A 26,323-nucleotide genomic window follows, 5' to 3' on the forward strand; every position below is an offset into this window, starting at 1 on the left:
AGCTTTTTAAAAGCTCGATTTATCTCGCTTTACCCTAGATTCCTGCTTTCGCGGGGACGACATAAGAGCCATACGGACACGAGCAACGCCTACGGCTGCATAGCTCACGATAAAATCTATAGTTTTACAGTTTAGTAGCGTCTAAATGAATTAGCATATTAAGATAGGTTTGATAAGGTAAGCCATGTTTAGAAGCTTTAATTTTTATTGCTTCTATGTCATGCTCTGCAATCCTGATAGTAACGGATCTCTTTTTATTAAGATGTGCTTTTGCAGATTTTTGAAGCAAAGCTATTTCACTTTTATCATCAATTTTTTGCTGCTTTTCAAAAATATCTTCAATATCTTGTTCGTAAGGATCTAGTTTGATACTCATAACACAACTATTTTCAATGTTTAATTTATTATAAATAATGTAAGTACTTTGTCAATACTTGATATATTAGATTATCATGCGAGTAGTTGTAAATCCGTACATTGGATTTTGTGAAAGAAATTTAATTTAATCTATTTTTTAGTTCTCTTTGTATCATAGGAAGTAAAATAAAAATTAAAACAGGTGATAAAGCAAATTTAAGCAAAAGTATGAGATTAAATAATATTGTTGAATTTTTTATTACAGAAAAAGTTTTATAAAGAAAGAATAACAGGGTGAAACTAGTAATTATACCTATAGTTTTTTGAACATTATTTAAGATCAAATTATAATTATATTTAAAGCGAGTATATACGATACCATAACCCACTAAAGTTCCTATTGGTAATAAAAGCAGTGAGGAAAAAGGATTGTCTTTTCATAAAAAGAAACATATACCTATCACAAAAGCCGATGTACAATAATAAGATTTAGCACTATTTTCCCATCTACTTATTTGTAGTTGCATAAAGTTACTTCTATAAAATAAAGAAATTAACATCCCAAAATCATACCGCCTATAACATCATATATACTATGTATTCCAAGATATAGGCGTGAAAACATAATATTAATAATCATTGCGATAGACATTATTTTTAACGTTTTTGAATTAAATGATAAAAATATTATCATGAAGAGAGCGGTAGACACCTGTACATCTCCACTAGGGAAACCAAATGATCCATCATTAATAGGTAACATATGTAATGTACTAGGTGGACGAGGAATAGAAAAAGCCTTTTTAATAATAACATTCAGTAATGTTGCAAATGATATAATCCAGTCTAAATCCAAAAATAATCTATTTCTTGGATTTAACCAATAGGCAATCGCAATAATTGTAATGTAAAAATAATCACTAGCGAAAAAAGGAAATATTTTAAATCAGCCAGTTAATATTTCACTTCTAAAATTCAATATCCATTCAGGATTTATTTTAAATAACATCATCACATATAGTATTTTTTAGAATAGTGTGGACATAACCACGGATACGATAGATGGTCAATGATAGAATATGTTTGTTAGATACTGTAGTAAAAAGTTTCTTAATTTTTTAAGAGTAATTAATATTATCTCTTGACATGTGACTAAATATTATTGTATAATGCCTTTAAGACAAAGAGAGGACCGTCGAAACGAATTATAATTTTTAGCCGCAATAAATTAACTAATTATTATTTATTAACTAGAAATTAGATCTTAGTTAGTAATTAGATCAATAAATTTTTTAAGGGAAAAAATTATGTTTAACTTTTTTCAAAAAATATAGTTTCTAATAACATACCGTCTGAAGTAGTAAATAATTCGACTACATATATGGGGGCGAAAGTTTCTGAAACCACATATAACTACTTTGCAAGTGTTACAAAACATTTTGCAGACGCCACAACAGGTGCCGCAAACTGTGGGGGATATCCTGCTTTAACCGCTACTTATGCCACTAAAAACAGCAATTCGAGGTATTCTTGGACTCTGTGCTTACAAAAAATTTGCCGCTGAAGTAATGACCGGACACGCATTTAGTCTCGTTATGCCTGAAGTTGTAAAAACTGTAGTAGGCACAGCTGCGAGTGCTATTTATCACTATCCTACAGCCGTTATGGCAACATTTGTCACAGCAGCAATTATAGCTTCACCGGGAAATGCAGCAAAAACTGTAGAGAGTGCAGCTTGTACAGTTGCAAAAACCGCAGAGATCGCATATCACGACGTAGCTGGCATATTAAATGTAGCAGCAGGTGTTGGGCATTTTGTTTATGATAACTTACCAAGCTACAGCGGAGTAACTCCAGTAGATCTGGTTGGTAGCATGGAAACCATTTCATGGATAGATTCTGTTGCATAAATACTAAAAAGCTACTAACTAAAATTGTCATTGCGAGCGGACATTGCTGCGTGGATCAAAAAAACGCGTTCGGTGTCATACCGTGGCCCCGCCACATTATCCAAAAAACAATGAAAAATACTAACTTTTGGTATTTTTTTACTGGATTGCTTCGTCGAAACTTACAGCTTCTTTTTGCAATAACGATTTTACTATAGTGAAATGCGTTGAATTAGATGATATTTATAAGAAATATTTTATTTTATAAAGATATAGCGAATATCGCTAATGCCAACCCATTTACGGTATGAGATATGTTCTTTAAAAATTAAAAGATGGAGTAGAAATGTCACCTAATTCAATACATTTCACTATATACATCAAACAATGCCTTTTCCTCCTCAAAAACTTATCAATAAAAATCTCACTAAGTGCTTTTTAAGTATAACTTAATAATATTTAACCTAGTTTAATTTAAATTAACTTGTTAATAGAATTCAATAATAGTTTAATTAAATTAATAATTAAGTTAGCGATTTTATTATGTCTAAAGATAACCAATAAGCTAAATCACCTATTAATGAGAACCAAATTAAAGAAATTATTAGTGGCGCAAGAAACGATATAAGAGATATAGGAGGTTATGTTCTAGGGCAGTTAAAAAATCAAATAATAGCAGGTAAAAAACCTATAGATATCAATAGCGAAGATTTTAAAAAAGCCTTTAAGGGGACATTTGGAGCTGATCCTAATGAAACTTCTACCATAGAAATAGATGGGAAAAAAGAAGTGGTAAAAAATAACGTTATAAATGTTCCGGCCACAATACTTGCAATAACTGAAAAAATAGGTCGCACCTCCATTTTACAGACGTGGATATTAAAAGGCTATACGTTCAATAAGAGTTCCGATGACTTTATCATGAATATCCAATGACTTGGAAAAACAAATTGTTTTACGTGTCAGTCTTTTGCATCTTGTTCTAAGATTTAAGTTACCCCGTTCTATCCGTTGAGTATATTTTTTACTAACAATGTGTTTTTTGGGATCTAATAACCTAGCATAACTTCCCTATCCATCTGTAAAGTAAAAAGTAACCTTAAAATCCTCCGGTTTTTTTCAGTAATGATTCTGATGTGCTATCACATCTTGTACCAAAAGTATAAGCAACTACTTTTAACAAAATCTTATCCAAAGAATATCAAAGCCATCTTTGTTTGGATTTATTCTGTACATAAGGCCATTGTTCATCTATTTCAGGAGCAATAATTACTTCTATCGTATTGATAGAATGATTTATCTTTTTTAACGCTAGATTTTTTTAAAACACGGATAACCGTATTGATACCCACTTTTAATACTCTTACTGTATCCCTAACTCCAGAGCCATTGATTGACATATCTACTATCTGAGTCTTGACTCCAGGCTTAGAGGCATTATTAATATATTACAGTTAAAAATATCGATTACACTGCTTGCATTGATATCTCTGTTGTTTTGAAATTGAATATCCCGCCTTTACTACTTTTTCTGTGTCGTTACAATATCTACACTTAACATCTATTCTTGATCTACACTTAACATCTATTCTTGTCATAACTCCTTAACTATAATTCTCTCTTATCACTGTTTGAGTATTATAGACTATTCATGCTAAACTGCAATACGGGGGCGCGGCCTCATTTTTTTCTCATGTTAATTTATAAACCTATATATACAATATCTAATATAATATTCGACTATTAATTGTAATTTTTTATATTTTATTATTAAGAGAGGTATAAGAACACTTTATGTTTCTTGACAAATGCTACGCTTTTATATATGCTTCTTCGTATGTTAGCAACAAGAAATAAGGCTTGGAAATTAAGTACTTCAAACTTAGCACCCGTAGCTCAATTGGATAGAGTATATGACTACGGATCATAAGGTTAGGGGTTCGACTCCTCTCGGGTGCACCATCCTTCATTTTTCGGTATTTCTACAAAAATATCAAACGGTGGATGCAGCATAAAATCAAGCTTTTTGGGTTTTAATGTTAGGTTAGCAAATACTATTCAATAGCTTTATCTAATAATCCATCTTAAATAATTAGGTCGCACCTCCATTTTACAGATGTGGATATTAAAAGGCTATACGTTCAATAAGAGTTCCGATGACTTTATCATGAATATCCAATGACTTGGGAAAACAAATTGTTTTACGTGTCAGTCTTTTGCATCTTGTTCTAAGATTTAAGTTACCCCGTTCTATCCGTTGAGTATATTTTTTACTAACAATGTGTTTTTTGGGATCTAATAACCTAGCATAACTTCCCCATCCATCTGTAAAGTAAAAAGTAACCTTAAAATCCTCCGGTTTTTTTCAGTAATGATTCTGATGTGCTATCACATCTTGTACCAAAAGTATAAGCAACTACTTTTAACAAAATCTTATCCAAAGAATATCAAAGCCATCTTTGTTTGGATTTATTCTGTACATAAGGCCATTGTTCATCTATTTCAGGAGCAATAATTACTTCTATCGTATTGATAGAATGATTTATCTTTTTTAACGCTAGATTTTTTTAAAACACGGATAACCGTATTGATACCCACTTTTAATACTCTTACTGTATCCCTAACTCCAGAGCCATTGATTGACATATCTACTATCTGAGCCTTGACTCCAGGCTTAGAGGCATTATTAATATATTACAGTTAAAAATATCGATTACACTGCTTGCATTGATATCTCTGTTGTTTTGAAATTGAATATCCCGCCTTTACTACTTTTTCTGTGTCGTTATAATATCTACACTTAACATCTATTCTTGATCTACACTTAACATATATTCTTGTCATAACTCCTTAACTATAATTCTCTCTTATTACTGTTTGAGGATTATAGACTATTCATGCTAAGCTGCAATACGGGGGGGCGACCAAAAATTCTTTCTTACATATGTTTTTCTTTGCCGAGGTGCAATTCCTGCATGAAATATCTTATGACTCTAAGGATGGTCCTGAATTTTCTACGGATATTGTTTCTACCTTTGGCGGTTATAAACAGCGTAACATTATACCTACAGATGGCACGAGCTAAATATGACATTAGTAGTGACATTAACACCGAAAACTCATTCAGCTATATATTAGCCGCAAGTTACTTTTTATTATTACCTAAAAATTCTTTAATTTCTCTAACCAACCTTTGAGTATGAGATTTATTTAGTTTTTTGTATATTAAGAGTTAGCCAATAGATAATTATCAATTTTCGTGACAAGTTTGATTTACCAACGATTGATAAATTAAACACTTCTTAACTTAAGAATACTAATCTAAATTAGGCCGCGCCCCCGTATTGCAGCTTAGCATGAATAGTCTATAATCCTCAAACAGTAATAAGAGAGAATTATAGTTAAGGAGTTATGGCAAGAATAGATGTTAAGTGTAGATCAAGAATAGATGTTAAGTGTAGATATTATAACGACACAGAAAAAGTAGTAAAGGCGGGATATTCAATTTCAAAACAACAGAGATATCAATGCAAGCAGTGTAATCGATATTTTCAACTGTAATATATTAATAATGCCTCTAAGCCTGGAGTCAAGACTCAGATAGTAGATATGTCAATCAATGGCTCTGGAGTTAGGGATACAGTAAGAGTATTAAAAGTGGGTATCAATACGGTTATCCGTGTTTTAAAAAAATCTAGCGTTAAAAAAGATAAATCATTCTATCAATACGATAGAAGTAATTATTGCTCCTGAAATAGATGAACAATGGCCTTATGTACAGAATAAATCCAAACAAAGATGGCTTTGATATTCTTTGGATAAGATTTTGTTAAAAGTAGTTGCTTATACTTTTGGTACAAGATGTGATAGCACATCAGAATCATTACTGAAAAAAACTGGAGGATTTTAAGGTTACTTTTTACTTTACAGATGGATGGGGAAGTTATGCTAGGTTATTAGATCCCAAAAAACACATTGTTAGTAAAAAATATACTCAACGGATAGAACGGGGTAACTTAAATCTTAGAACAAGATGCAAAAGACTGACACGTAAAACAATTTGTTTTTCCAAGTCATTGGATATTCATGATAAAGTCATCGGAACTCTTATTGAACGTATAGCCTTTTAATATCCACATCTGTAAAATGGAGGTGCGACCTATTTACTGATATAATCATTGATACCCTCTTTAAGTTCTCCTATATTTTGATAATCATTAATAAATATACAATTATATTTCAGTGTCCTAAAGAAACGCTCAATAACAATATTATCAATATTTCTGCCCTTACCATTCATTGATATCTGTATATCATGACTTTTAAGAATACTTATATGATCATTGCTAGTATATTGACTACCCTGATCACTATTCAAAATCTGCGGAGCTTGATACTTACTTAATGCCTCCTTCAATACATCAGTAACTAATAGTCCATCCATACTATTCGACAGTTTATAGCTTAATATGGCTTTGCTATGCCAATCTATAATGGCTGTTAGATACATAAAGCCGCCTTTAGTGCGAATATATGTAATATCTCCGCTCCAAACCTCATTGGCAGTAGGAACAACTACTTTCTTAGTCTTATCTGTTTTAATCCAGAATTTATCAAGTAGATAGCTGTATATTTTATGCTCACCATCTTTGATGGTAGTGAGTTTCTTTTTATGAGGATATATCGCTTCAATACCAACTAATCTCATATATTTTAGTACTCGATCTCGATCTATCTTATACCCATCTTCTAATAATTGATGATATATATAACGATATCCAAATTCTGGATTATCTGTATATATCTCATCTATTCTATTTAATATACTTATATTATAGCTACTAACCTCTTGTACTTTATAATATGCTGAAGAACGGTTAACCCCTAATAATTCACATTGTCTTGTCTTTGGTAATTGTCCTAGCTTGGACTCTACAAGACTCTTTCTATTTAATAAATCCAAGCTTCTTAGCTTTCCCACTGCCCAATCCCTCTCGATTGTAGTTTTCCCCAAATCCTTCGCTAGTTCATCATTCTGTTCCTTAAGTCTATTAATTTGCTCTTGATATTCACTAACTACCTTGGCTGGCTCAAATGCTATCGCTGCATTTGATAAAACTACTTCTTTCAATGTGATATGCTATTGCTGCTAACCTCATATTTAGATGATAACTGTGATATTGTTACATCCTCTTTTAATAATTCTAACACTATCCTTGTCTTCTCTTTAGCACTGAAATTCCGTATCTGTTTTCTTGTCATTTTATATCCTATAAGTTATTGCCTGCATTCTAACTTATTACCAAGATACACCAACTATTTTTTGTCCAATTTTTTCAGTTCATTATATAAATTCGGTATATATTATAAAGTGACGAATTTATCAGAACAACACTATAATGAATTCGATATTAATTATATATATAATGCTGTTTATGAATTATCCAAAATTGATCTTTCTTATGAGCTAAATTACTTTTAGAATCTCAAACAGATTCTAAATTCTCTTTTAAAAATTCCGGAGTAAAATCTGCACCGTTAGACCAACTAATAGTCTGTGATTCTTCGTCTATTGTTACCTTATTAAATAAATTTTTATCTTGAAGCGGTTCAAAAATTGACCCTTTAAGATGTGGATATAGATTTATAATACCTTTTGTTCCATTATCAAAAACTAATTCTAAATAATAATTGTCAATATATCTTACAAATATTACATGCAGCATTTTTACTCTAATGGGGCTATAGAATTTAATGGTTCACCATTTTGTGGTTTATTCCATTTTTTATGTTATTTCAAGCCTTCTTACTACAAATAATTTAGCATTGCTTCAAAGAGTTGATATCGTCATTGCGAGCTACTAAAAGCGTTGTTGCATGGCTCGTTTATGTCATTCCCGCGTAGGCGGGAATCCAGTAAAACACATGGAAACTTGTTTTTGTATGTTTATTTTATCAAATATGTAGCTTCTATATCAATATTGAAGTTATTTTTCTGGATTCCCGCCTACACGGGAATGACATTGAGCGGATTTTTCGGACCATGCAACAATACTTTTACAGAGACGACCTCAATACCCCACAATCGATTTCAGCTTCTCTATAGTTTTTAGATCTTTTGCGAGTTCTAAAAATATTTCCCGCTCATAGGTAAGTAATTCTTCTTCATTTGTTTCATGGTGTTTATCAATAATATTTTGGAATTTGCTAAGTACTTTATTTGGTAGATCATTATATTTTGACGTATCTATTTCATTTGCTAAAATTACTTTAGGCAAAGTAATTTTATACGGGATCGGTACTATTTTTTTAGCTAGATTTAGTTCTAAAGCTTCTTCCAAAATGTAATTCTTGTTCATATTTATTTGCATATTCTCTACATCATAATCTGCTTTAAAATAATCGGCTGAACTTGATTTATTCTGCTCTAAAATATTTCTGATATTTCTAATTATTTTAGTTTTATCTCCTTTGCTTCGAGCAAACATTTCAGTAACACCGCCCCACCCGGGTATTAAACCAACACCAAGTTCTACGAGTCCAGCACTCAGTTCCTGATTTGCTACAATATAGCTTGAGTGCAGTAGCAGCTCACACCCTCCTCCAAGTGCTACCCCTTTGGCACAACTAACAATATGAACTCCCGAATATTTTAAGTGCAACATAGTTTGTTGCCCTAGCTTCAATAAATTTTCTAGATCATGAAAATTTCCTTCTTCAATATAGGGAAGAAGAAGCTTTAAATCTGCACCGGCAGAAAAATTATTTCCTTGTGGATAAATATAAAGATTTTTACCATCATTTTCAGCTTTACTCGCTGCTTCTTGAAGTAAGTAAAACACGTTATGATTTAAACAATTCATCTTGGTAGTAATAACGAAAATGAAATTTTCATGATAATTTATTAGCTTTGCAGAATCGTTTTCTAATACTATCTGACTTTCTTGTAAAATATCTTTGTGAGAATTAAATTTTTGTTTATCAATTTTTTGATATTCTTTATTGGCTAAATACGGCGGGAGTGATATATACATTAAACTGGCATTTTTGATTACTAAGTCCCAGCCATCTTTAGCCGCTATAGTCAATAATTCAAAAGGACCGTATTTCCAGCTATAACCAAGTTTCATAGCAGCATCTATATCATAAATATTATCGGTTACAGATGGTACTAAGCTTGCTAAATAAATATAAGATTCCGTGATAATCTCACTGAAAAACTTGCCATAAACCGAATCACTCGCAAGAAGCTCATCAAGACTATTAAATAAAATATCTACTTTTTGAACAGGGATATAAGATAAATCGCTTATATTGATAACTTCTTTAATCTTTTTATCGTTTGATACCGATAAACGATAAAACCCACCGCCGCCTTTACGCCCGATTAATTTCTGCTTAATCATCTTATCAAGAACAAGTGTGTTTATATATATTTTATGGTACGCATCATTTGAAGAAAGAGAAGCAAGCAGTGAGCTAGATATTAGTTTCATTACATCATGCCCGATCAGATCATATAAACCGAAAATTCCAGTACTCGGTAGTCCAAGACATGAAGTGAATATTTTATCTATGGTAACAAAATCAAGCTGCTTTTTTATAGCTTTTCTTACAACTAACTCCAGTAAAAAACACCCTACTCTATTCGCTATAAAGCCCGGAGTGTCATTACATTTTACTATAGTCTTACCAAGAATTTTCGTTAGGAACCCTGATACTCTTTCTATGGCTTCAGGCTTTACTGTAGGGGCAATAATTAACTCTAATAACTCCATATATCTTGGGGGATTGAAGAAATGCGTAATAACAAATCTAGATTTGATATTATCCGGTAAATTCTCTTTAAGTCTTTTAAGCGGTAATGTAGAGGTATTAGAAGCGATAATTGCATCTTCTTTAAGATAAGGAATAATTTTATTATATAATTGATGTTTTATTTCCAACTTCTCAACAATAACTTCAATAACTAAATCACATTCTTTAATTAAATCTAAATCATGTTCTAAATTACCGATAGTAATGAAATTTTCTTTATCAGGAAAAGATAAAGGAGGAGGTTTTTGTTTATGCAAATTTTCTTTAGCAGCTTTGACTATTTTATTAGGATCATCGGAATCTTTAGCTGCAATATCCAACAATACAACTTTGTTAGATGAATTAGCAATTAAGGCAGCAATCCCTGACCCCATAACTCCTGAGCCGATAACACAAACTTTTTTTATTTTATTTTGCATGAGTTACTTCACTCCTGATGGTTATTGTCTTCTATGTCATTCCCGCGAAAGCGGGAATCCAGTAAAACCTAAAAAACAAGTTTTTAGGTTTATTTTGTCAATTAATATGTAATTTTTGTACTGGCATTAAAGTATTTTCTGGGCATTAAAGTATTCTCTGGATTTCTGCTTTCGCGGGAATGACATATTCTACTCATATCACGTCATCGCAATAGACATAACATTTACCGACCCTGCCCACGCTTGTCGTAAAATTTTAGCACATTCATTTATAGTAACACCGGTGGTAATAACATCATCAACTAATAAAACTTTTTTTCCGGAAATATTATATTTTGTGTTAAATTTGATACTACCGCTTATATTATTCTTTCGTTGTCTTCTTGATAAAAAGGTCTGAAACTTTGTCCATTTTGCTTTAATTAAAATATCAGCCTTTAGAGCTTTATTTGTAATTTTTGCAATATCCATAGCTAAAATATGAGCGGGGTTATACATTCGCAGTAACCTTTTAAACCTATTCATCGGTACGGATATGATTAGATCAGTATCGTTTATATCTTCATGATATCTGTTATATAAAAGCTTAGTAAAAGTTTTAGCAAATATTGTTTTATCTTGATATTTAAACTGATGAACTATTTTTTTACTATATTCATTAAATTTAATAAGCTACGAGCCGAATCATAATTAGGCTTGCTGCTATAACAACGCCCACAAATGCAGTTATCTAAGACTTTTATACTAAATCTTTGTCCATATATACTACAATAAGGTCTTGCTATAAACTCTAACTTCTTCCAACAATCACTACAAAATTCACCGTTACTATTTAATATTTCTGAGCATCCTAAACATCTCTGCGGCAAGATATAATCTATTACACTATTATAAACCTTAACTAACAACTGAACTCCTCTTGAAGATTCTTGTTTCTTAGATGCACTTCTTTCTGTTGGTAGTGGCGATATATTATTACTGCGAGAAGTAACCTTACCGTGCGTTAAACTTTCCTGCATATGATGTACTTTTTCTTCTGCTTTAGTAATTTCAGGAGTTTTTGGCTTTTGAATATTAGGAGTAATAAAAACGGTACCGGGTTTCTGCTCTTTCTTTTTACCATATATTTCTTTTAAGTTCCCGAATTACGATTCAACAAAATAACCCGTCCCAGCTTTTACCGCTGATTTAACTTTTTCATAGTTAGTTTTTTCAGCAGGAGGAGCAAATTCAGGTCTCTCTGCTACTTTTGTTCTTGTGACATTAAAATGTTCTCTAAGATTTTTTTCACTTAATTGATCAATTTTAGGGGTTGTGGTTAAAAATTCTTCTAAGGCTTTGCTGTCTATTTTTACTTGCCTTTCTTTTGATCTGTCAACACTTTTCCGGACAGTTGTTTAAGTGCAATTTTGTATCTCTTCATATCTTACTGGTGATAAATAATCGTTAGCAGAATACATTCTGATACGGTTATAAAATACCTCTATATATTCAAATATGGCATATTTTGCTTCCTCCTTAGTTTTAAATTTATATTGATACATTAATTCTGTTTTTATAGTATGAAAGAAACTTTCAGCAACAGCATTATCCAAGCAATTTCCTTTACGACCCATACTCTGTTTGATACCATGTTGTTTTATAATTTTTAAATGACTATCAGAACAATATTGACTACCTCTATCAGTATGCCAAATAAGCCCTTTTGCTGGTTTACGTTGCCATATTGCCATTAATAAAGCATTATTAACCAAATCAGCTCTCATGTTATTACTCATAGACCATCCTATAATTTTTCTAGAAAATAGATCAATAACAGTTGCTAAATATAGCCAGCCTTCACCAGTTGGCACAAAGGTTATGTCTCCAACCCAATAACAATTAGCAGCATAAATTGTAAACTCTCTATTTAATAAATTAGGAGCAATTTGCTTATTATGATTAGAGTCAGTAATGGCTTTAAATTTACGTTTAGTTTTACATAGCAAATTAGCTTCTTTTATTAGTCTTGCAATGCGTCTCCTACTAGCAGTTATATCTTGCCGTGATAGTTCCTTTTTAATAGGTCTAGTTCCATAATTACCTCTACCTTCTTTAAAGATAATTTCAATTCTGTTTGTTAATTCATTACCTTCTTTAACCCTATTACATCCAAGATTATTTAACCATTCATAATAACCATTACGTGATACTTTCATAAATTTACACATAGCAGAAATGGAAAAATTACCTCTGTTTTCCTTTATCCATGCGTACCTTATTGGGATTCTTTTGCAAAGTACGCGGCAGCCTTTTTAATAGATCACATTCTTGTGTTACTCTATCTAGTTCTTCTTCAATCTCCTTAATTCATCATACAGATGTTCTTCATATCTCATTACTTCCTTGAGTTTTGAATGTTTATTAACCCAATTATATAGACTATACTTCGTAATTCCTAGTTCTCTAGCTGCTTGAGCAAAAGGTTGCTTAGACTCAATAGTTAATCTAATCGCTGATTCTTTAAATTCAGCTGGATATATCTTTGGCTCTATATCCGGCATTTTTATCCCTACTGTTAATATCGTCTATTATTAACTTTCTGGAATGTCAACAGCGGTCGAAAAATGATACATAATTTTAATATATACTGTTTGAAAATTGATACAGTATAATAAGAAATCATTTGATATTTAAGTCATAAGATTATCCTCCTGTTTATTAATCACCTCTATTGATACAAGACCAGCTTTCTTTTTATTTCTAAGTCTGAAACTATCCCCTTTAATATTGAGTATCGTGGAATGATGGAGCAGACGATCTAAGATAGCAGCTGTAAGAGCACTATCCTGAGCAAGATTATTGCGCCAGGTCGCACCTCCATTTTACAGATGTGGATATTAAAAGGCTATACGTTCAATAAGAGTTCCGATGACTTTATCATGAATATCCAATGACTTGGAAAAACAAATTGTTTTACGTGTCAGTCTTTTGCATCTTGTTCTAAGATTTAAGTTACCCCGTTCTATCCGTTGAGTATATTTTTTACTAACAATGTGTTTTTTGGGATCTAATAACCTAGCATAACTTCCCCATCCATCTGTAAAGTAAAAAGTAACCTTAAAATCCTCCGGTTTTTTTTCAGTAATGATTCTGATGTGCTATCACATCTTGTACCAAAAGTATAAGCAACTACTTTTAACAAAATCTTATCCAAAGAATACCAAAGCCATCTTTGTTTGGATTTATTCTGTACATAAGGCCATTGTTCATCTATTTCAGGAGCAATAATTACTTCTATCGTATTGATAGAATGATTTATCTTTTTTAACGCTAGATTTTTTTAAAACACGGATAACCGTATTGATACCCACTTTTAATACTCTTACTGTATCCCTAACTCCAGAGCCATTGATTGACATATCTACTATCTGAGTCTTGACTCCAGGCTTAGAGGCATTATTAATATATTACAGTTAAAAATATCGATTACACTGCTTGCATTGATATCTCTGTTGTTTTGAAATTGAATATCCCGCCTTTACTACTTTTTCTGTGTCGTTATAATATCTACACTTAACATCTATTCTTGATCTACACTTAACATCTATTCTTGCCATAACTCCTTAACTATAATTCTCTCTTATTACTGTTTGAGGATTATAGACTATTCATGCTAAGCTGCAATACGGGGGCGCGGCCAAAAAAGATAAATCATTCTATCAATACGATAGAAGTAATTATTGCTCCTGAAATAGATGAACAATGGCCTTATGTACAGAATAAATCCAAACAAAGATGGCTTTGGTATTCTTTGGATAAGATTTTGTTAAAAGTAGTTGCTTATACTTTTGGTACAAGATGTGATAGCACATCAGAATCATTACTGAAAAAAACCGGAGGATTTTAAGGTTACTTTTTACTTTACAGATGGATGGGGAAGTTATGCTAGGTTATTAGATCCCAAAAAACACATTGTTAGTAAAAAATATACTCAACGGATAGAACGGGGTAACTTAAATCTTAGAACAAGATGCAAAAGACTGACACGTAAAACAATTTGTTTTTCCAAGTCATTGGATATTCATGATAAAGTCATCGGAACTCTTATTGAACGTATAGCCTTTTAATATCCACATCTGTAAAATGGAGGTGCGACCAGGAGTTATATGGAGCTGATGTAAGCGAGAGTTTAATTAGCCAAATCACAGATGATATAATAGAGGATGTTAAGCTATGGCAGAGCCGTCCATTAGATCCAGTATATGCTAAGTATTTTTTGATTGTTTAATAGTAAAAGTGCGTCAAGATAAGCGGATTATAAATAAACCGGTATATGTTGCCTTAGGTATTGATTTAGAAGGAAGAAAAGATATTTTAGGATTGTGGGCCAGTGAGAATGAAGGAGATAAATTTTGGCTTGGTAATTTTACTGAGATGAGAAATAGAGGTATGCAAGACATACTGATAGCATGTAGTGATAACCCTACTGGTATGTCTGAAGCTATAAGTGCTGTTTTTCCAAAGACGGAGCATCAATTATGTACTGTACATCAAATTAGAAATAGTTTACGATATGTATCATACAAGGACCGAAAAGAGCTAGCCGGTGATTTAAAACCTATTTATACAGCTAGCACAGAAAAAGAAGCACCTTCCACTTTAGAGGCTTTTGAATCTAAATGGAGTAAACAATATCCTCAAATTGCTAAATCTTGGTACGTTCATTGGGATAATTTAATGATTTTCTTAGAATACCCTGAAGAAATACGAAAAATAATTTACACAACTAATGCTGTGGAATCCGTTAATAGTCAACTCCGAAAAGTCACTAAAAATAAACGTGTTTTTCAAATGATAATGCTGTTTTTAAAAGCTTGTATTTAGCAATTGATTACATGACCAAGAAATGGTCCATGCCTATATCAAATTGGAATGCGGCTATGGCTCATTTTTTAATAAAATTTAAAGATATAATCTAGGCCTTTGAAAAAAAGTTTACACACTTAATTGGGAAGACTCTTAGCAAAATCTAGAAATAAAGATAACATATCATTAGTTGACTCTTTAATTGAATCAAGAAGAAAGAAATTTAATAATGAATATTGCCTAAACATTGTTGCTTGTAGGACATCCTAACCATTTTAAGTTATCCTTATAAGGTGCTGTTACGTGGATTAATTCCACTCTTGTCACTCCGTGACTTGATCGCGGGGTCCAGCTTAAAATATTAATAATTATTAGTATCTTAAATTGTTTTCTGGATACCGTGGTCAAGCCACGGGATAACATCGAGCTTATTTTTCGATCTATGCAGCAAGTTATACTCCCCTTCCTGTAGATTCTATCTTTCTTCTTTGTGCCTCCATAGCTTTTGCCAGCCCTTCTTTATTACCTTCTTGAGGCATTTGTTTACCAATATCTTCTGCTTCTTTTTTTACGCCTTTTGGAATTGATGGAAGCGGAGGAGGTGGTGGCGGAAGCGGAATATGAAGACCACTCCCAGGTATTGGAGGCGGCACTGGTATAGTACCACTAGGCGCAGCTGGAGCATTTTTTGAAAGTTGATTAGTAGCTTCTGCTTGCTGCTGTTTTATTTTCTCTTCTTTCATACGCTTTATTGCTGCTAATACCCTTTGTTGCTGCGAATCTGCTGCTGTCGGTTCTCCTTTCGTAGGCGATGAGGGGTTATTTTTATTATTAAATTGTTTTTCTCTATCTGAAACACTATTAATATTACTACGTTCTTTTTCTATAGCTTTAAATTGATTATTAATAGATTCCAATTCTGCAACAATTTTCCACTTTTCTTCTCTAGTAATACTAGAATTGGTTTTTTCTTCAAGCCCTTTTTTCTTATCTTCTAATTCTTGCTGTTTTTGCTTTAATTCTTCTAAACGTTTTGCATGATTATCTGTTTGTATTTTAGGTTCTTTATTTTGACTTATTGGAGTATCAATAATTTGCTTTCTTTGCACATTTTTCCATGCTAACTCCTCTACAAAAGAATTAAATTTTGGCTTTTCTATTGGTTGAGATGAACTCTTTATTAATATTTCTACCGGCATTATTCCTGTCTCTGCTTGTGTGAGATCTTCAAAACTCTCTTTAGAAGCCAAAGGTTTTTTCAGGTATTTGTTGATTTGTTTGTTGTGCAATTTCTGTAATTTCTTTAATATTCTTATGCAGCTCTGCAATAGAACTCGCTCTTTCTAATTCTTTTTTAGGATTTCTAATATTCTCATACTGATTCTTTAAATCTTCCTTTAAACAATCATAAGTTGCTTTAATAGACGTTACTTTAGTTTCAAAGCTTGCAGTAATCTGTGCTGCTAACTTTAATGATTGTTCCGAGGGCTGCTTTCCTTCTTTACTTAAAGGCTGAATTGTGATTTTAGACTTTTCTCCCGAAAACCATCTTGAAAATACACTTGGCTTATAGACTTGAATTTCTGCCTTACCGCCTTTCTCATCTTTAACTATTACACTCCTTTCATAACCGGTAAGCTTATTAAGCAATGTTTTAGGATTTTTAAATTCTGTCGTTAAATTATTATTTTGTAATTTAGGAAAGATGTTCCTAATATTTCTTTTTTCTTCTAAGAATTTACTTAATTTTTTAAAAGTTTGATCATTTTGTGAACTTATATTATCTATCTCATAACCAGGACTACTATCTATAAAATTTAGTACGAAGGGTTTAGCTTTTATTCCGTCGTATATCTTTTTCAAAAAATTATCATTAAAATTTTGACTTTCATTAGTACCTTTTAAATTATTTTTTAGTTGCTCGAAAGTAATTTTTTTTGGTTCGGCAATACTAGGATTATGCAGGTCGGTATTAAGCATAATTGTTTGGTAAGCTAGTGTATATGTGTCATCTTTATTTTTTATTTCACCGTTTAAATTTTTTTCATAATAGTTCGTCCCAAAACTTTCTGTTAGCCTATCTATTTTTTGAGCTTTTCTCGGTAATTTAAATGATTGTAAAAAACCCACGTAAACTTTCTAAATAATCTTTTTCTTTAAAAATTAAATTGCTTAGTAAAACTTTCTAATACTTTTTTATTATCGCCTCCATCTGTTCCAAGATAATCTCCTACAAACTCTAAATTTAGATTATTTTTTTCCTCATAAAAAAAATTTAGCGGTTTCTTCTGCAAAATCTTTATTATTATCAGCACACCATTTTTTAATTCCTGCGATTCCGCTTTTTGGCTTATCATTAAAAAGTTTAATTACTTCATTTTTTATCAATGATTCCATTTTATCTCTCACAAGTTAATTAAATATCTAGTAATTAAAGACCTTTTATAGATTCAGCACAAGTAAAAGTCATAATTTTTAATATTTTACTAGCTGTTACTGTGCTTGTAAGATTTTATTCAGAAATAAAGAATTGAATTATCGGTTAAAATTTATTTATAGATAGTCTCTTAAACCTCTTTAATAGCCTCAATACAAGCAAAAGTTGCTATTTTTAGTATTTCATTAGCTGTTGCTGTAGCTTGAAGTATTTGAACAGGTTTTTCAAAACCGTTTGTTATAGGACCTATAAAGCTATTTGAAGAAAATTCTTGTAATAATTCAGTAGAAATAGCCGCGGAATTTAAACCCGGCATAATTAATACATTCGCAGTTCCCGATAATCTACAAAATTTATATAATTTACGTAAATCACCATCTAAAGCCACCTTAACCGACATTTCACCGTCATACTCAAAATCTACTTTCATACCGTTAAGCTCTTCTTTGTCTTCACTAAAATTGTCGAGTATATTTACGGCTTCACGTATCCGAGCCGTTTTTTCTTTAGAAGAATTGCCGAATGTAGAAAAAGAAAGAAGTGCAACTCTTGGAATAATACCCATATTTTTAGCAATTTCTGCCGTTTGGGTTGCTATTTGTGCAAGCTCCCAGCTATTTGGATATTCGGTGATACAATTATCGGCAATAATAATATTATTGTCCTTAGCAATCATAATTGAATAGCCTAATATTCTACGATCAGATTTCGGCGAAATAACTTTCATGATATCTTCTAAACTATCAATATAACTTTTTGTAACACCGGTTAAAAGAGCATCACCATCACCACATGCCACCATACAAGCGGCAAAAATATTTTTATCTGTTTTAACAAGCTTTGCACAATCACGATATAAATAACCTTTGCGTTGTAGTTTTTTATATAAATAATTAATATATTTCTCTAGACTATCAGTTAAAGCTGCATTCATTATTTGAATTCCGTCTAAGCTAATATCTTGACCTATCTTTTTTAATGTTGCCTCAATTCGCTCTAAACGGCCGATTATAATAGGATTACCGTATTTCTCATCACGCATCATAAGAGCAGCGGAGATTACTTCTTCCTCTTCCCCTTCAGCAAAAACAATCCGTTTAAGCGGTGCATTATGAATTTTTTCAGCTAAGAAATTCATATAGTTAGCCGTAGGATTTAATCTACTACCTAATTCTTTTTTATATTTACCAATATTGAAGTCCTTAATTCTAGCGACATCACTTTCTATTGCAGCAACGGCAACTGCCGATGCTACTACGGTAATTAAACGTGGATCAAACGGTACGGGAATGATGTATTCCTTACCAAAAACCATCTTACGTCCTAAGTAAGCTTTATACACCTCTTCAGGTACAGGTTTACGAGCAAGTCCTGCTATAGCTTTTGCAGCAGCTATTTTCATTTCCGTATTAATAGTCTTAGCTCTTACATCTAACGCTCCTCTAAAAATATACGGAAATCCCATAACATTGTTAATCTGATTATTATAGTCAGATCGCCCTGTTGCTATAATCGCATCATCTCGTACAAGCTTTATCTCTTCCGAAGTAATTTCCGGATCAGGATTAGCCATAGCAAAAATAATCGGATTATTTGCCATTTTGCTGACCATCTCCTTAGTTACCACCCCTTTTACCGACAACCCTATAAATACGTCTGCATTATTTAAGCTTTCCGCTAAAGTTCTAAGCTTAGTATCGCTTGCATACAGCTCTTTCCATTTATTCATGCCCTCTAGGCGCCCTTGATAAACAACGCCTTTTGTATCACATAAAATAATCTTTGATTTATCTACTCCAAGAGCAATTAACAAATCAATGCAAGCAATAGCGGCAGCACCTGCACCGTTAACTACGATTTTTAGATCTTCAAGCTTACGATTAGTAAGATATGTTGCATTTATAAGCCCTGCTGCGGTAATAATCGCCGTTCCGTGCTGATCATCATGAAATACCGGTATATCCATTAATGACTTTAACTTTTCTTCTATAATAAAACATTCCGGAGCTTTAATATCTTCAAGATTAATACCGCCGAAGCTATAACCTAGATATTTCACGGCATTAATAAATTCTTCAGGATCTTCAGTATTGACTTCCAAATCAATTGCATCAATATCGGCAAATTTTTTGAATAGTACGGCTTTACCTTCCATAACCGGTTTTGACGCTGCCGCTCCCAAATTACCAAGACCAAGTACAGCAGTACCGTTAGAGATTACGGCAACTAAATTACCACGAGCAGTATATCTGTATACTTCCTCTAGATATTTAGCAATTTCAAGACAAGGAGCAGCAACCCCAGGTGAATAAGCAAGTGATAAATCTTGCTGAGTAACTAAAGACTTTGTTGCAGTAATAGCAATTTTACCAGGTTTATCTTTTTCGTGATATTCAAGGGCTTCAGCATAATTTATTTTATTCATTTCATCCATTTTAGAAATTCCTGTTTTGTTGTTATAGTATGTCATACCGTATTCCTTATGTCATTCCCGCGTAGGCGGGAATCCAAAAAAAAGTATAAATACAGCAAATTTTTAAAATTAAAAGCTCGATTTATCTCGCTTTACCCTGGATTCCCGCCTTCGCGGGAATGACATTTTTCACCCCATTATATACATAATAATTGATATAGTAACTACCGAGAAAAAAGTAGTAAATGTTATAATCGACGCCATAGAATCAGGATCGCCATCAAGCTGACGAGATAAAACATAAGCCGTGCTTGCGCATGGAAGACAGCTATATAATATTCCTACCGATCTATCTATTCCCTCAATTGACATTAACCATAGTACTACTACGCTAACTAATGGAAACGCAACTAATTTAACAAAGCTTGTAAACATTACATTATGTAAAAGCTCTTGTCTAATGGTAAAATTAAGCCCTGCCCCGACATTTAACATACCGATAGCTAAAGCGGCATTTGAAAGGCTATCTAAGGTTTTTTTAAGCCCTAAATGTAATTCAAGATTTGAGTAATTAAAAACGAATCCTACTAAACTTGCGATAATTAACGGATTACGCACAATTAATTTCATCATTAAAACAAAACTAGTTTTAATAGTATTAGTGACGGATTTATTAGGGATATAATAAGCGAAAATCATTGCCGATAAAATATTGGTAAAAATAATCATATAGGAAGAAATAACGGCGACGATGGAAAGCCCACTAGGACCAAGTAACGGGCTACTTACCCCAAAAAAAATATAGCTATTATAACGAATTGAGCCTTGAAAGATGGAAGTAAATTGGACTTTATCTACTTTATATTTTTTTTGGTAAATTATAAGACCAATTGATACAAGGATAGTAGAGATAATAAGAGCTACTACTAACTTAATTATCGATGCAACACTTAAGTCGGCAGTAGATACGTAATTAAATAGCATGGCGGGAAATAGTACAAAATACGATAATTTTTCAATACCACGCCAAAATTCTTCCGAAGTTAACCATTTATTTTTGATAATACTACCAAGAAGCGTAATTAAAAAAATAGGTAACGTACTATAAAAAATTTCATTCATTTGTTAATAATGTCATACCGGGGTTCTATATGTCATTCCTGCGAAAGCAGGAATCTATAAAACTACTCAATTAAATCTTTCCGCTCAGGATTAGTTTTTTCAATCAGTTCTATTTTTCAACTACGCTTCCATTTTTTTAAGTTTTTTTCTCTAGTAAGCGTTTCTTTAATATCAGTAGACTCTTCTGTATAAACAAGTTTTGTAATATTATACTTTGAGATAAAATCTTTTATTATTTTTTGTTTATGTTCACAAGCACGACGTATCATATTATTAGTAATACCAATATATAAAGTACCCTACTTATTAGAGCATAATATATACCCAATACATCTTTGTTTTTTAGTTTATGGATTACTGCTTTCGCAGGAATGACATAAATGGTTGCAAGAATGACATAGCAACGCAAGTATAAGCCACGGTATAACCCTACAATTTCCCTTCAACCAGCTTCTTCATTTCCTGCACCCCGTAAAGCTTTATAAAAGTCCCAAGTCTTGGTCCTTCATTCTGTCCTAGCAATATCCGATATAGATCTTTGAAGTAATTACGCAAATTTTCATATCCTGCTTTCATTCCTATATCGTATATTGCTTTTTGAATCGCCTCTGCTTCTGTCTGCTCAGATATATCAGATAACATACTTAAAATATCCTGTAAGATAGCCTTATGCTTTTCGGAAACGACTAAATATGATTTATGTGCTTTAATAAAGTCATTATAATATCTTATAGCAAATTCTGCTAAATGGTCAAGATAAGGGCTGGTATTTGGAGTTGCTTTTGGCTCATATTTGCTAATAAAGCCCCAAAGCACCGATTTATCTGAAGGGTTACACGCGGAAGTAAGATTTAAAAGCAACGAATAAGTAATTCCAAAAGTCTCAATTTTTGGCACATTTCCATGATGGATGTGATAAACGGGATTTGCAAAACGCTTTGACCTATCTTCTTCCAAATGATATTTCTGATTAAAAGTAATATATTCATCGACATTTTTAGGAATTACATCAAAAAACAAGCGCTTAGCTCTAGTCGGATTTTGGTACATAAATAATGCCATACTTTCAACAGGAGCATATTTAAGCCAGTCATCAACACTAATACTGTTACCTTTTGATTTCGAAATTTTCTCACCGTTCTCATCTAAGAATAACTCATAACATAACTGCACCGGCGGCTTGCCGCCTAGGATTCGGCAAATTTCTGAGTAAATTCTGCCATTTGCCAAATGATCTTTACCGTACATCTCGTAATCAACCTTAAGAGCTGCCCAACGCATACCAAAATCCGGCTTCCACTGCAATTTACAATACCCTCTTGTTACCGGTACTTCTACATAATTACCGTCTTTGTCTTTATAGGTAACAGTTCCCGCTTTAGCATCCCACTTCTCTATAGGTACTTGCAGTACTTTACCTGTTTTCGGACATATAGGCATAAAAGGCGAATATGTAGCTTTTCTCTCCTCTCTAAAAGTCGGGAGCATCAGCTCCATTATCTCGTCATATTTCTCAAGCACCTTTATCAGCATCTCATCAAACTTGCCGGCTTTATACACTTCGGTACTACTGTAAAATTCATACTCAAAACCAAATTTATCAAGGAATGAGCGAAGTTTTGCATTCATATAATGCCCATAGCTTTCACATTCCTTGAACGGATCAGGAATGGAGGTAAGCGGCATATCCAAATACTGCGCTATCATTTCAGGATTCGGTATGTTACTTGGCACTTTACGAAGCCCGTCCATATCATCAGAAAAGCAGATTAGTTTAGTCGGGATATCGGATAATTGTTCAAACGCTTTCTGCGCCATTACCATACGAGCATTTTCACCAAAAGTACCGATATGAGGCAAGCCTGAAGGGCCGTAACCCGTTTCAAATAATACATAGCCTTTTTCAGGAGCTTTACCATTTAAGCTGTCTAATATCTTTTTAGCTTCTAGAAAAGGCCAAGAATTTGACTTAATAGCATCTTCCCAAATTTCCGACATTTTATTTTTCTTGCACTTTAATTAATAATCAGTAACAATATACTAAATTTATTTATTTGTAAAATTTAATTGTCATTCCCGTCGGCCCCTTATGTCATTCCCGCGAAAGCGGGAATCTAGGATAAGACGAGATAAATTGAGTTTTTAAAAAGCTTTAAAGTGCTGGGTTCACGCTTTCGCGGGAATGACATCAAGAAAGCAAAAACGACATAGAATACTTAAACATAATCTTAGGGCCCATGTTCTTTCACTCTATCATAAATTACATCAGAAAAGATAGTTATAAAGTCCTACATTTAGGGCTGATTGCAATTTCTATAATAGCACTTGCTACTGCTTATATTGCTGAATATATATTCCATTATACCCCCTGCCCTTTATGCGTTTACGAAAGATTTCCATATTTAACTTTAATAAAAATCTGCTTAACTGCTCTAATCATTAGACAATTAAGCAAATATACTTTGATATTTATCTTCTTAACTATTCTTAGCTCTTGTATATTATCAACATATCATAGCTTCGTAGAAAGAGGCATAGTACAACCCAGTAGCCTTTGTTCATCAATGATCCGTATCCCGAAAGGTCTATCCATCCAGCATATCAAGCAAATGTTCTACTCTCAGCCAATCACTTCCTGCACGAAACCTGCCATCAAAATCTTCGGTATTTCTATGACAGAGTATAATCTACTCTTAAATATCGCTCTTTTAATCTGCTTACTCATAGTTTGGTTTTACCGACCTTGTTGGATGACTCTTATGTCATCCTCGCGGAAACGGGAATCCAGTCACTAAAAAATATAAACACAATAAGCTTTAAAAATTAAAAGCTCAATTTATCTCGCTTTTTTCTAGATTCCAGCCTACGCGAGAATGACATAGGCGAGCGCAGGTATGACATAGGAGCCCTATCCAAAAAACTAATAGATAGTTAAAAAGTAACAGCTTATTTTATTTTTCTTTGACTTAATTGCCATTACTTATATATTACTAAATCTTTAAGTAAAAATAATTTATTAAGGATTTTTAATATATGTACACAGAAAATAATGATTCGCTAATAAACTTTTTTTGAAAAATACGGCCTTAAACAACATATTGAAAGTTTAGAAAAAGATCATTCTTTACTTTCTATTCTATTTACCAAGTCCGACAGTTACAACGCGTATATTCCTTCTTTTAACGTTGGCGACAACAATATATCGGATAGCAAAATAACTGATATGATAAGAGATTTAGCGCCGGTTCTATCTCACAACACTACTATTAGGTCATTTGATTTTTCGATTTATTCATCATTTAAGCCTGATCCTAAAGCAATAACAGAATTAGCAGCAGCTTTAAAAAAACAATAAATCTATTACTTCTTTTAGAAGTGAGATCAAATGTAAGTCTGAAGGAACAAAGTTTTCTGAAATTTTCAAAGCAAATACTACTATAACATCACTTTATTTTTATGCTAACCAGGCACATTCACCGGCAGTGTCTGAATTATTGAAAGCTTTAGCAACAAGCACATCTATTACTTCTTTTTCAGTTTATGGAGATGGGATGGAAGTAGCGGAATTAGTAGATGTCTTAAAAACAAATAAATCTCTTAAGCATCTTGTAATCGATTCTAGCGTTATGAAAAATGACGACTCTATGACGCTATTCAGTCAAGCTTTAGCAACCAATACTACTCTTGCCTCATTTAAAATGGCTAAATATCTAACAAAAGTGGGTACAGAAAAATTAACTGAATGCTTGAGGATAAATACAGGGCTTAAACATTTTGGCGTTACAGCAGGCGGGGCTCTGAGGAAGGTGCTGACTTAGTTCTAATGGACGGCCTTGCTACAGTTTTAAACGAAAACCAAACTCTTAATTCTCTTAATCTCTTATTTTCTGTTCCCAATGAAATATCGGAGGTTTTTTTTGAATCTTTAGAAAAAAATACTACTCTAGACTCTATAACTCTTTGGATTGGAAACATTAAACAAATAGCAGGAGTCATAGGAAGAAATAACACTCTTACCTTTATAGACTTTCAAGGAGGACAACTAACGACACAAGAACTACAAGAAATAGTGGATGCCTTGAAACAAAATACCACTCTTAGTACTCTCTATATTACATGATCCCTTTTTATAATGAAAGAGGAGGAATTAACAAGCATGGATAACTTACACTCAATTTTAAGTACGAATGATAATTTACTATATTTTACCAACGATTTTACTATTTTGCATTTTCGTCATACAGAAAATTACGCAAACACCACAATCAACGCACAACTCAAACATAATAAACTAAATAAACTTGCAAAATTCTTAACATCTAAATTTTTAACATAGGATAAAAATCAAAATATTGTTGCTAAATTTGATATGAATAATCTAAAGCTATTCATAAATAAAAAATCTATGGGGCATTATAAACAAGTAGATATAGTCATGTTAGACCGGCTGGTCGCACCTCCATTTTACAGATGTGGATATTAAAAGGCTATACGTTCAATAAGAGTTCCGATGACTTTATCATGAATATCCAATGACTTGGAAAAACAAATTGTTTTACGTGTCAGTCTTTTGCATCTTGTTCTAAGATTTAAGTTACCCCGTTCTATCCGTTGAGTATATTTTTTACTAACAATGTGTTTTTTGGGATCTAATAACCTAGCATAACTTCCCCATCCATCTGTAAAGTAAAAAGTAACCTTAAAATCCTCCGGTTTTTTTCAGTAATGATTCTGATGTGCTATCACATCTCGTACCAAAAGTATAAGCAACTACTTTTAACAAAATCTTATCCAAAGAATATCAAAGCCATCTTTGTTTGGATTTATTCTGTACATAAGACCATTGTTCATCTATTTCAGGAGCAATAATTACTTCTATCGTATTGATAGAATGATTTATCTTTTTTAACGCTAGATTTTTTTAAAACACGGATAACCGTATTGATACCCACTTTTAATACTCTTACTGTATCCCTAACTCCAGAGCCATTGATTGACATATCTACTATCTGAGTCTTGA

Annotated in this window: 33 protein-coding genes, 1 tRNA gene and 7 pseudogenes; 12 read left to right on the plus strand and 29 right to left on the minus strand. The window is 32.5% G+C overall.

The annotated features are described in order from the left end of the window. Positions 1-124: 124 nt before the first annotated feature. Together AAGD46_RS05130 and AAGD46_RS05135 are read right to left on the minus strand one after the other, a co-directional pair. Positions 125-376 (minus strand): CopG family antitoxin, encoded by a 252-nt coding sequence (locus tag AAGD46_RS05130; RefSeq protein ID WP_341786795.1) that lies wholly within the window; start codon positions 374-376, stop codon positions 125-127. Between the two features lie 534 nt (positions 377-910). Beyond that, positions 911-1,213, minus strand: coding sequence for a phosphatase PAP2 family protein (locus AAGD46_RS05135; RefSeq protein WP_341786796.1), 303 nt, complete (start codon positions 1,211-1,213; stop codon positions 911-913). Positions 1,214-1,856: 643 nt separating this feature from the next. Here AAGD46_RS05135 and AAGD46_RS05140 point away from each other — a divergent pair. Together AAGD46_RS05140 and AAGD46_RS05145 are read left to right on the plus strand one after the other, a co-directional pair. Beyond that, a complete protein-coding gene (locus AAGD46_RS05140) occupies positions 1,857-2,267 on the plus strand; it encodes a hypothetical protein (RefSeq protein ID WP_341786797.1) in 411 nt (136 codons plus the stop codon). A 768-nt stretch (positions 2,268-3,035) separates the two neighbouring features. After that, positions 3,036-3,182, plus strand: a complete 147-nt coding sequence (locus tag AAGD46_RS05145) for a hypothetical protein (protein ID WP_341786798.1) — start codon at positions 3,036-3,038, stop codon at positions 3,180-3,182. Here AAGD46_RS05145 and AAGD46_RS09220 read toward each other — a convergent pair. The 3 genes from AAGD46_RS09220 to AAGD46_RS09230 form a co-directional block, all read right to left on the minus strand. Continuing rightward, positions 3,126-3,281 carry an IS1 family transposase gene (locus AAGD46_RS09220; RefSeq protein ID WP_410525951.1) on the minus strand — a complete coding sequence of 52 codons (156 nt, stop codon included), beginning with the start codon at positions 3,279-3,281 and terminating at the stop codon, positions 3,126-3,128. The genes AAGD46_RS05145 and AAGD46_RS09220 overlap by 57 nt on opposite strands. Before the next feature lie 166 nt (positions 3,282-3,447). Then, positions 3,448-3,546: an IS1 family transposase gene (locus AAGD46_RS09225; RefSeq protein ID WP_410525950.1), complete on the minus strand. Its 99-nt coding sequence runs from the start codon at positions 3,544-3,546 to the stop codon at positions 3,448-3,450. Continuing rightward, positions 3,503-3,646 (minus strand): IS1-like element transposase, encoded by a 144-nt coding sequence (locus AAGD46_RS09230; protein ID WP_341786690.1) that lies wholly within the window; start codon positions 3,644-3,646, stop codon positions 3,503-3,505. The genes AAGD46_RS09225 and AAGD46_RS09230 overlap by 44 nt, the downstream gene beginning before the upstream one ends. 485 nt (positions 3,647-4,131) lie before the next feature. Between AAGD46_RS09230 and AAGD46_RS05155 the strand changes: the two genes are divergently transcribed. After that, positions 4,132-4,208 (plus strand) — tRNA-Arg (locus tag AAGD46_RS05155). A gap of 163 nt (positions 4,209-4,371) precedes the next feature. On the opposite strand, the pseudogene AAGD46_RS09235 reads toward AAGD46_RS05155, so the two are convergent. From AAGD46_RS09235 to AAGD46_RS09245, 3 genes and pseudogenes are all read right to left on the minus strand, one after another. Continuing rightward, positions 4,372-4,536 (minus strand): annotated as a pseudogene (locus tag AAGD46_RS09235) (IS1 family transposase); the annotation flags it as partial. 157 nt (positions 4,537-4,693) lie between these two features. Beyond that, positions 4,694-4,792 carry an IS1 family transposase gene (locus tag AAGD46_RS09240; protein ID WP_410525950.1) on the minus strand — a complete coding sequence of 33 codons (99 nt, stop codon included), beginning with the start codon at positions 4,790-4,792 and terminating at the stop codon, positions 4,694-4,696. Beyond that, entirely contained in the window at positions 4,749-4,892 is a 144-nt protein-coding gene (locus tag AAGD46_RS09245) for an IS1-like element transposase (protein WP_341786690.1), read from the minus strand. Before AAGD46_RS09245 ends, AAGD46_RS09240 begins: the two co-directional genes overlap by 44 nt. Positions 4,893-5,855: 963 nt before the next feature. Between AAGD46_RS09245 and AAGD46_RS09250 the strand changes: the two genes are divergently transcribed. The 3 genes from AAGD46_RS09250 (at position 5,856) to AAGD46_RS09260 (ending at position 6,376) form a co-directional block, all read left to right on the plus strand. Continuing rightward, the gene (locus AAGD46_RS09250; protein WP_341786690.1) at positions 5,856-5,999 is read left to right on the plus strand and encodes an IS1-like element transposase; all 144 of its coding nucleotides are present in this window, start codon (positions 5,856-5,858) and stop codon (positions 5,997-5,999) included. 1 nt (position 6,000) lies between these two features. Beyond that, a complete protein-coding gene (locus tag AAGD46_RS09255; RefSeq protein WP_410525954.1) occupies positions 6,001-6,054 on the plus strand; it encodes a hypothetical protein in 54 nt (17 codons plus the stop codon). Positions 6,055-6,142: 88 nt separating this feature from the next. After that, positions 6,143-6,376, plus strand: coding sequence for an IS1 family transposase (locus tag AAGD46_RS09260; protein ID WP_410525955.1), 234 nt, complete (start codon positions 6,143-6,145; stop codon positions 6,374-6,376). A 29-nt stretch (positions 6,377-6,405) separates the two neighbouring features. Here the strand turns inward: AAGD46_RS09260 and AAGD46_RS05170 are convergent, their stop codons facing one another. The 11 genes and pseudogenes from AAGD46_RS05170 to AAGD46_RS09275 all read right to left on the minus strand — a co-directional run bounded on the left by AAGD46_RS05170 (position 6,406) and on the right by AAGD46_RS09275 (position 13,884). Continuing rightward, positions 6,406-7,377 (minus strand): IS3 family transposase, encoded by a 972-nt coding sequence (locus tag AAGD46_RS05170; protein ID WP_341786799.1) that lies wholly within the window; start codon positions 7,375-7,377, stop codon positions 6,406-6,408. A gap of 355 nt (positions 7,378-7,732) precedes the next feature. Beyond that, on the minus strand, positions 7,733-7,972 hold the full coding sequence (locus AAGD46_RS05175; RefSeq protein WP_341786800.1) for a DUF2442 domain-containing protein: 240 nt from the start codon (positions 7,970-7,972) through the stop codon (positions 7,733-7,735). A gap of 345 nt (positions 7,973-8,317) precedes the next feature. Beyond that, positions 8,318-10,483, minus strand: a complete 2,166-nt coding sequence (locus tag AAGD46_RS05180) for a 3-hydroxyacyl-CoA dehydrogenase/enoyl-CoA hydratase family protein (protein ID WP_341786801.1) — start codon at positions 10,481-10,483, stop codon at positions 8,318-8,320. Positions 10,484-10,681: 198 nt separating this feature from the next. Then, positions 10,682-11,008 (minus strand): ComF family protein, encoded by a 327-nt coding sequence (locus AAGD46_RS05185; protein ID WP_341787906.1) that lies wholly within the window; start codon positions 11,006-11,008, stop codon positions 10,682-10,684. After that, a pseudogene (locus AAGD46_RS05190) lies at positions 11,003-11,352 on the minus strand (double zinc ribbon domain-containing protein); the annotation flags it as partial. The gene AAGD46_RS05185 and the pseudogene AAGD46_RS05190, both read right to left, overlap by 6 nt. 528 nt (positions 11,353-11,880) lie before the next feature. Then, a complete protein-coding gene (locus AAGD46_RS05195; RefSeq protein ID WP_341787907.1) occupies positions 11,881-12,750 on the minus strand; it encodes an IS3 family transposase in 870 nt (289 codons plus the stop codon). A 57-nt stretch (positions 12,751-12,807) separates the two neighbouring features. Then, complete coding sequence (locus AAGD46_RS05200) at positions 12,808-13,026, minus strand: transposase (protein WP_341786802.1); 219 nt, start codon at positions 13,024-13,026, stop codon at positions 12,808-12,810. A 129-nt stretch (positions 13,027-13,155) separates the two neighbouring features. Beyond that, a pseudogene (locus tag AAGD46_RS05205) lies at positions 13,156-13,311 on the minus strand (ATP-binding protein); the annotation flags it as partial. A gap of 51 nt (positions 13,312-13,362) precedes the next feature. Beyond that, positions 13,363-13,620 carry an IS1 family transposase gene (locus AAGD46_RS09265; RefSeq protein ID WP_410525978.1) on the minus strand — a complete coding sequence of 86 codons (258 nt, stop codon included), beginning with the start codon at positions 13,618-13,620 and terminating at the stop codon, positions 13,363-13,365. After that, the gene (locus AAGD46_RS09270; protein WP_410525979.1) at positions 13,533-13,784 is read right to left on the minus strand and encodes an IS1 family transposase; all 252 of its coding nucleotides are present in this window, start codon (positions 13,782-13,784) and stop codon (positions 13,533-13,535) included. Before AAGD46_RS09270 ends, AAGD46_RS09265 begins: the two co-directional genes overlap by 88 nt. Further along, positions 13,741-13,884, minus strand: a complete 144-nt coding sequence (locus AAGD46_RS09275; protein ID WP_341786690.1) for an IS1-like element transposase — start codon at positions 13,882-13,884, stop codon at positions 13,741-13,743. The genes AAGD46_RS09270 and AAGD46_RS09275 overlap by 44 nt, the downstream gene beginning before the upstream one ends. A gap of 251 nt (positions 13,885-14,135) precedes the next feature. On the opposite strand from AAGD46_RS09275, the gene AAGD46_RS05215 reads away from it, so the two are divergent. From AAGD46_RS05215 to AAGD46_RS05220, 3 genes and pseudogenes are all read left to right on the plus strand, one after another. After that, a complete protein-coding gene (locus AAGD46_RS05215; RefSeq protein ID WP_341786803.1) occupies positions 14,136-14,372 on the plus strand; it encodes an IS1 family transposase in 237 nt (78 codons plus the stop codon). Between the two features lie 55 nt (positions 14,373-14,427). Continuing rightward, a pseudogene (locus AAGD46_RS09280) lies at positions 14,428-14,592 on the plus strand (IS1 family transposase); the annotation flags it as partial. Positions 14,593-14,681: 89 nt separating this feature from the next. Further along, positions 14,682-15,349, plus strand: a pseudogene (locus AAGD46_RS05220) (IS256 family transposase). A gap of 434 nt (positions 15,350-15,783) precedes the next feature. On the opposite strand, the gene AAGD46_RS05225 reads toward AAGD46_RS05220, so the two are convergent. From AAGD46_RS05225 to AAGD46_RS05255, 7 genes and pseudogenes are all read right to left on the minus strand, one after another. Beyond that, positions 15,784-16,581 carry a hypothetical protein gene (locus AAGD46_RS05225; RefSeq protein ID WP_341786804.1) on the minus strand — a complete coding sequence of 266 codons (798 nt, stop codon included), beginning with the start codon at positions 16,579-16,581 and terminating at the stop codon, positions 15,784-15,786. Next, positions 16,571-17,461: a Sec7 domain-containing protein gene (locus AAGD46_RS05230; RefSeq protein ID WP_341786805.1), complete on the minus strand. Its 891-nt coding sequence runs from the start codon at positions 17,459-17,461 to the stop codon at positions 16,571-16,573. Before AAGD46_RS05230 ends, AAGD46_RS05225 begins: the two co-directional genes overlap by 11 nt. Before the next feature lie 26 nt (positions 17,462-17,487). Beyond that, on the minus strand, positions 17,488-17,688 hold the full coding sequence (locus AAGD46_RS05235) for a Sec7 domain-containing protein (RefSeq protein ID WP_341786806.1): 201 nt from the start codon (positions 17,686-17,688) through the stop codon (positions 17,488-17,490). Positions 17,689-17,898: 210 nt separating this feature from the next. Then, on the minus strand, positions 17,899-20,202 hold the full coding sequence (locus AAGD46_RS05240) for an NADP-dependent malic enzyme (protein WP_341787908.1): 2,304 nt from the start codon (positions 20,200-20,202) through the stop codon (positions 17,899-17,901). A 168-nt stretch (positions 20,203-20,370) separates the two neighbouring features. After that, positions 20,371-21,303, minus strand: a complete 933-nt coding sequence (locus tag AAGD46_RS05245; protein ID WP_341786807.1) for an AEC family transporter — start codon at positions 21,301-21,303, stop codon at positions 20,371-20,373. Positions 21,304-21,419: 116 nt separating this feature from the next. Beyond that, positions 21,420-21,636: pseudogene (locus tag AAGD46_RS05250) on the minus strand (GIY-YIG nuclease family protein). 96 nt (positions 21,637-21,732) lie between these two features. Continuing rightward, positions 21,733-23,301 carry a lysine--tRNA ligase gene (locus AAGD46_RS05255; RefSeq protein ID WP_341786808.1) on the minus strand — a complete coding sequence of 523 codons (1,569 nt, stop codon included), beginning with the start codon at positions 23,299-23,301 and terminating at the stop codon, positions 21,733-21,735. 239 nt (positions 23,302-23,540) lie between these two features. Between AAGD46_RS05255 and AAGD46_RS05260 the strand changes: the two genes are divergently transcribed. The 3 genes from AAGD46_RS05260 to AAGD46_RS05270 all read left to right on the plus strand — a co-directional run bounded on the left by AAGD46_RS05260 (position 23,541) and on the right by AAGD46_RS05270 (position 25,423). Next, positions 23,541-24,098, plus strand: a complete 558-nt coding sequence (locus AAGD46_RS05260) for a disulfide bond formation protein B (protein ID WP_341786809.1) — start codon at positions 23,541-23,543, stop codon at positions 24,096-24,098. 687 nt (positions 24,099-24,785) lie between these two features. Further along, on the plus strand, positions 24,786-25,121 hold the full coding sequence (locus AAGD46_RS05265) for a hypothetical protein (protein WP_341786811.1): 336 nt from the start codon (positions 24,786-24,788) through the stop codon (positions 25,119-25,121). 5 nt (positions 25,122-25,126) lie between these two features. Then, the gene (locus AAGD46_RS05270) at positions 25,127-25,423 is read left to right on the plus strand and encodes a hypothetical protein (protein ID WP_341786812.1); all 297 of its coding nucleotides are present in this window, start codon (positions 25,127-25,129) and stop codon (positions 25,421-25,423) included. Positions 25,424-25,782: 359 nt separating this feature from the next. Here the strand turns inward: AAGD46_RS05270 and AAGD46_RS09285 are convergent. The 3 genes and pseudogenes from AAGD46_RS09285 to AAGD46_RS09295 all read right to left on the minus strand — a co-directional run. Then, a pseudogene (locus AAGD46_RS09285) lies at positions 25,783-25,947 on the minus strand (IS1 family transposase); the annotation flags it as partial. Positions 25,948-26,104: 157 nt separating this feature from the next. Next, complete coding sequence (locus AAGD46_RS09290) at positions 26,105-26,203, minus strand: IS1 family transposase (RefSeq protein ID WP_410525956.1); 99 nt, start codon at positions 26,201-26,203, stop codon at positions 26,105-26,107. Continuing rightward, positions 26,160-26,303 (minus strand): IS1-like element transposase, encoded by a 144-nt coding sequence (locus AAGD46_RS09295; protein WP_341786690.1) that lies wholly within the window; start codon positions 26,301-26,303, stop codon positions 26,160-26,162. The genes AAGD46_RS09290 and AAGD46_RS09295 overlap by 44 nt, the downstream gene beginning before the upstream one ends. Between the last annotated feature and the right edge of the window lie 20 nt (positions 26,304-26,323).

The sequence above is a fragment of the Rickettsia endosymbiont of Cantharis rufa genome, assembly GCF_964026445.1.
Taxonomy (GTDB): Bacteria; Pseudomonadota; Alphaproteobacteria; order Rickettsiales; family Rickettsiaceae; genus Rickettsia.

Excerpts from the sequence above, each read along its gene's own strand:
- AAGD46_RS05130 (WP_341786795.1), bottom strand. The coding sequence starts at position 376 with ATGAGTATCAAACTAGATCCTTACGAACAAGATATTGAAGATATTTTT.
- AAGD46_RS05140 (WP_341786797.1), top strand. The coding sequence starts at position 1,857 with ATGCCACTAAAAACAGCAATTCGAGGTATTCTTGGACTCTGTGCTTAC.
- AAGD46_RS09230 (WP_341786690.1), bottom strand. The coding sequence starts at position 3,646 with ATGTCAATCAATGGCTCTGGAGTTAGGGATACAGTAAGAGTATTAAAA.
- AAGD46_RS09245 (WP_341786690.1), bottom strand. The coding sequence starts at position 4,892 with ATGTCAATCAATGGCTCTGGAGTTAGGGATACAGTAAGAGTATTAAAA.
- AAGD46_RS09250 (WP_341786690.1), top strand. The coding sequence starts at position 5,856 with ATGTCAATCAATGGCTCTGGAGTTAGGGATACAGTAAGAGTATTAAAA.
- AAGD46_RS05175 (WP_341786800.1), bottom strand. The coding sequence starts at position 7,972 with ATGCTGCATGTAATATTTGTAAGATATATTGACAATTATTATTTAGAA.
- AAGD46_RS05180 (WP_341786801.1), bottom strand. The coding sequence starts at position 10,483 with ATGCAAAATAAAATAAAAAAAGTTTGTGTTATCGGCTCAGGAGTTATG.
- AAGD46_RS05185 (WP_341787906.1), bottom strand. The coding sequence starts at position 11,008 with ATGAATAGGTTTAAAAGGTTACTGCGAATGTATAACCCCGCTCATATT.
- AAGD46_RS05200 (WP_341786802.1), bottom strand. The coding sequence starts at position 13,026 with ATGCCGGATATAGAGCCAAAGATATATCCAGCTGAATTTAAAGAATCA.
- AAGD46_RS09275 (WP_341786690.1), bottom strand. The coding sequence starts at position 13,884 with ATGTCAATCAATGGCTCTGGAGTTAGGGATACAGTAAGAGTATTAAAA.
- AAGD46_RS05215 (WP_341786803.1), top strand. The coding sequence starts at position 14,136 with ATGCTAAGCTGCAATACGGGGGCGCGGCCAAAAAAGATAAATCATTCT.
- AAGD46_RS05235 (WP_341786806.1), bottom strand. The coding sequence starts at position 17,688 with ATGATAAGCCAAAAAGCGGAATCGCAGGAATTAAAAAATGGTGTGCTG.
- AAGD46_RS05240 (WP_341787908.1), bottom strand. The coding sequence starts at position 20,202 with ATGGATGAAATGAATAAAATAAATTATGCTGAAGCCCTTGAATATCAC.
- AAGD46_RS05245 (WP_341786807.1), bottom strand. The coding sequence starts at position 21,303 with ATGAATGAAATTTTTTATAGTACGTTACCTATTTTTTTAATTACGCTT.
- AAGD46_RS05255 (WP_341786808.1), bottom strand. The coding sequence starts at position 23,301 with ATGTCGGAAATTTGGGAAGATGCTATTAAGTCAAATTCTTGGCCTTTT.
- AAGD46_RS05260 (WP_341786809.1), top strand. The coding sequence starts at position 23,541 with ATGTTCTTTCACTCTATCATAAATTACATCAGAAAAGATAGTTATAAA.
- AAGD46_RS05270 (WP_341786812.1), top strand. The coding sequence starts at position 25,127 with ATGGACGGCCTTGCTACAGTTTTAAACGAAAACCAAACTCTTAATTCT.
- AAGD46_RS09295 (WP_341786690.1), bottom strand. The coding sequence starts at position 26,303 with ATGTCAATCAATGGCTCTGGAGTTAGGGATACAGTAAGAGTATTAAAA.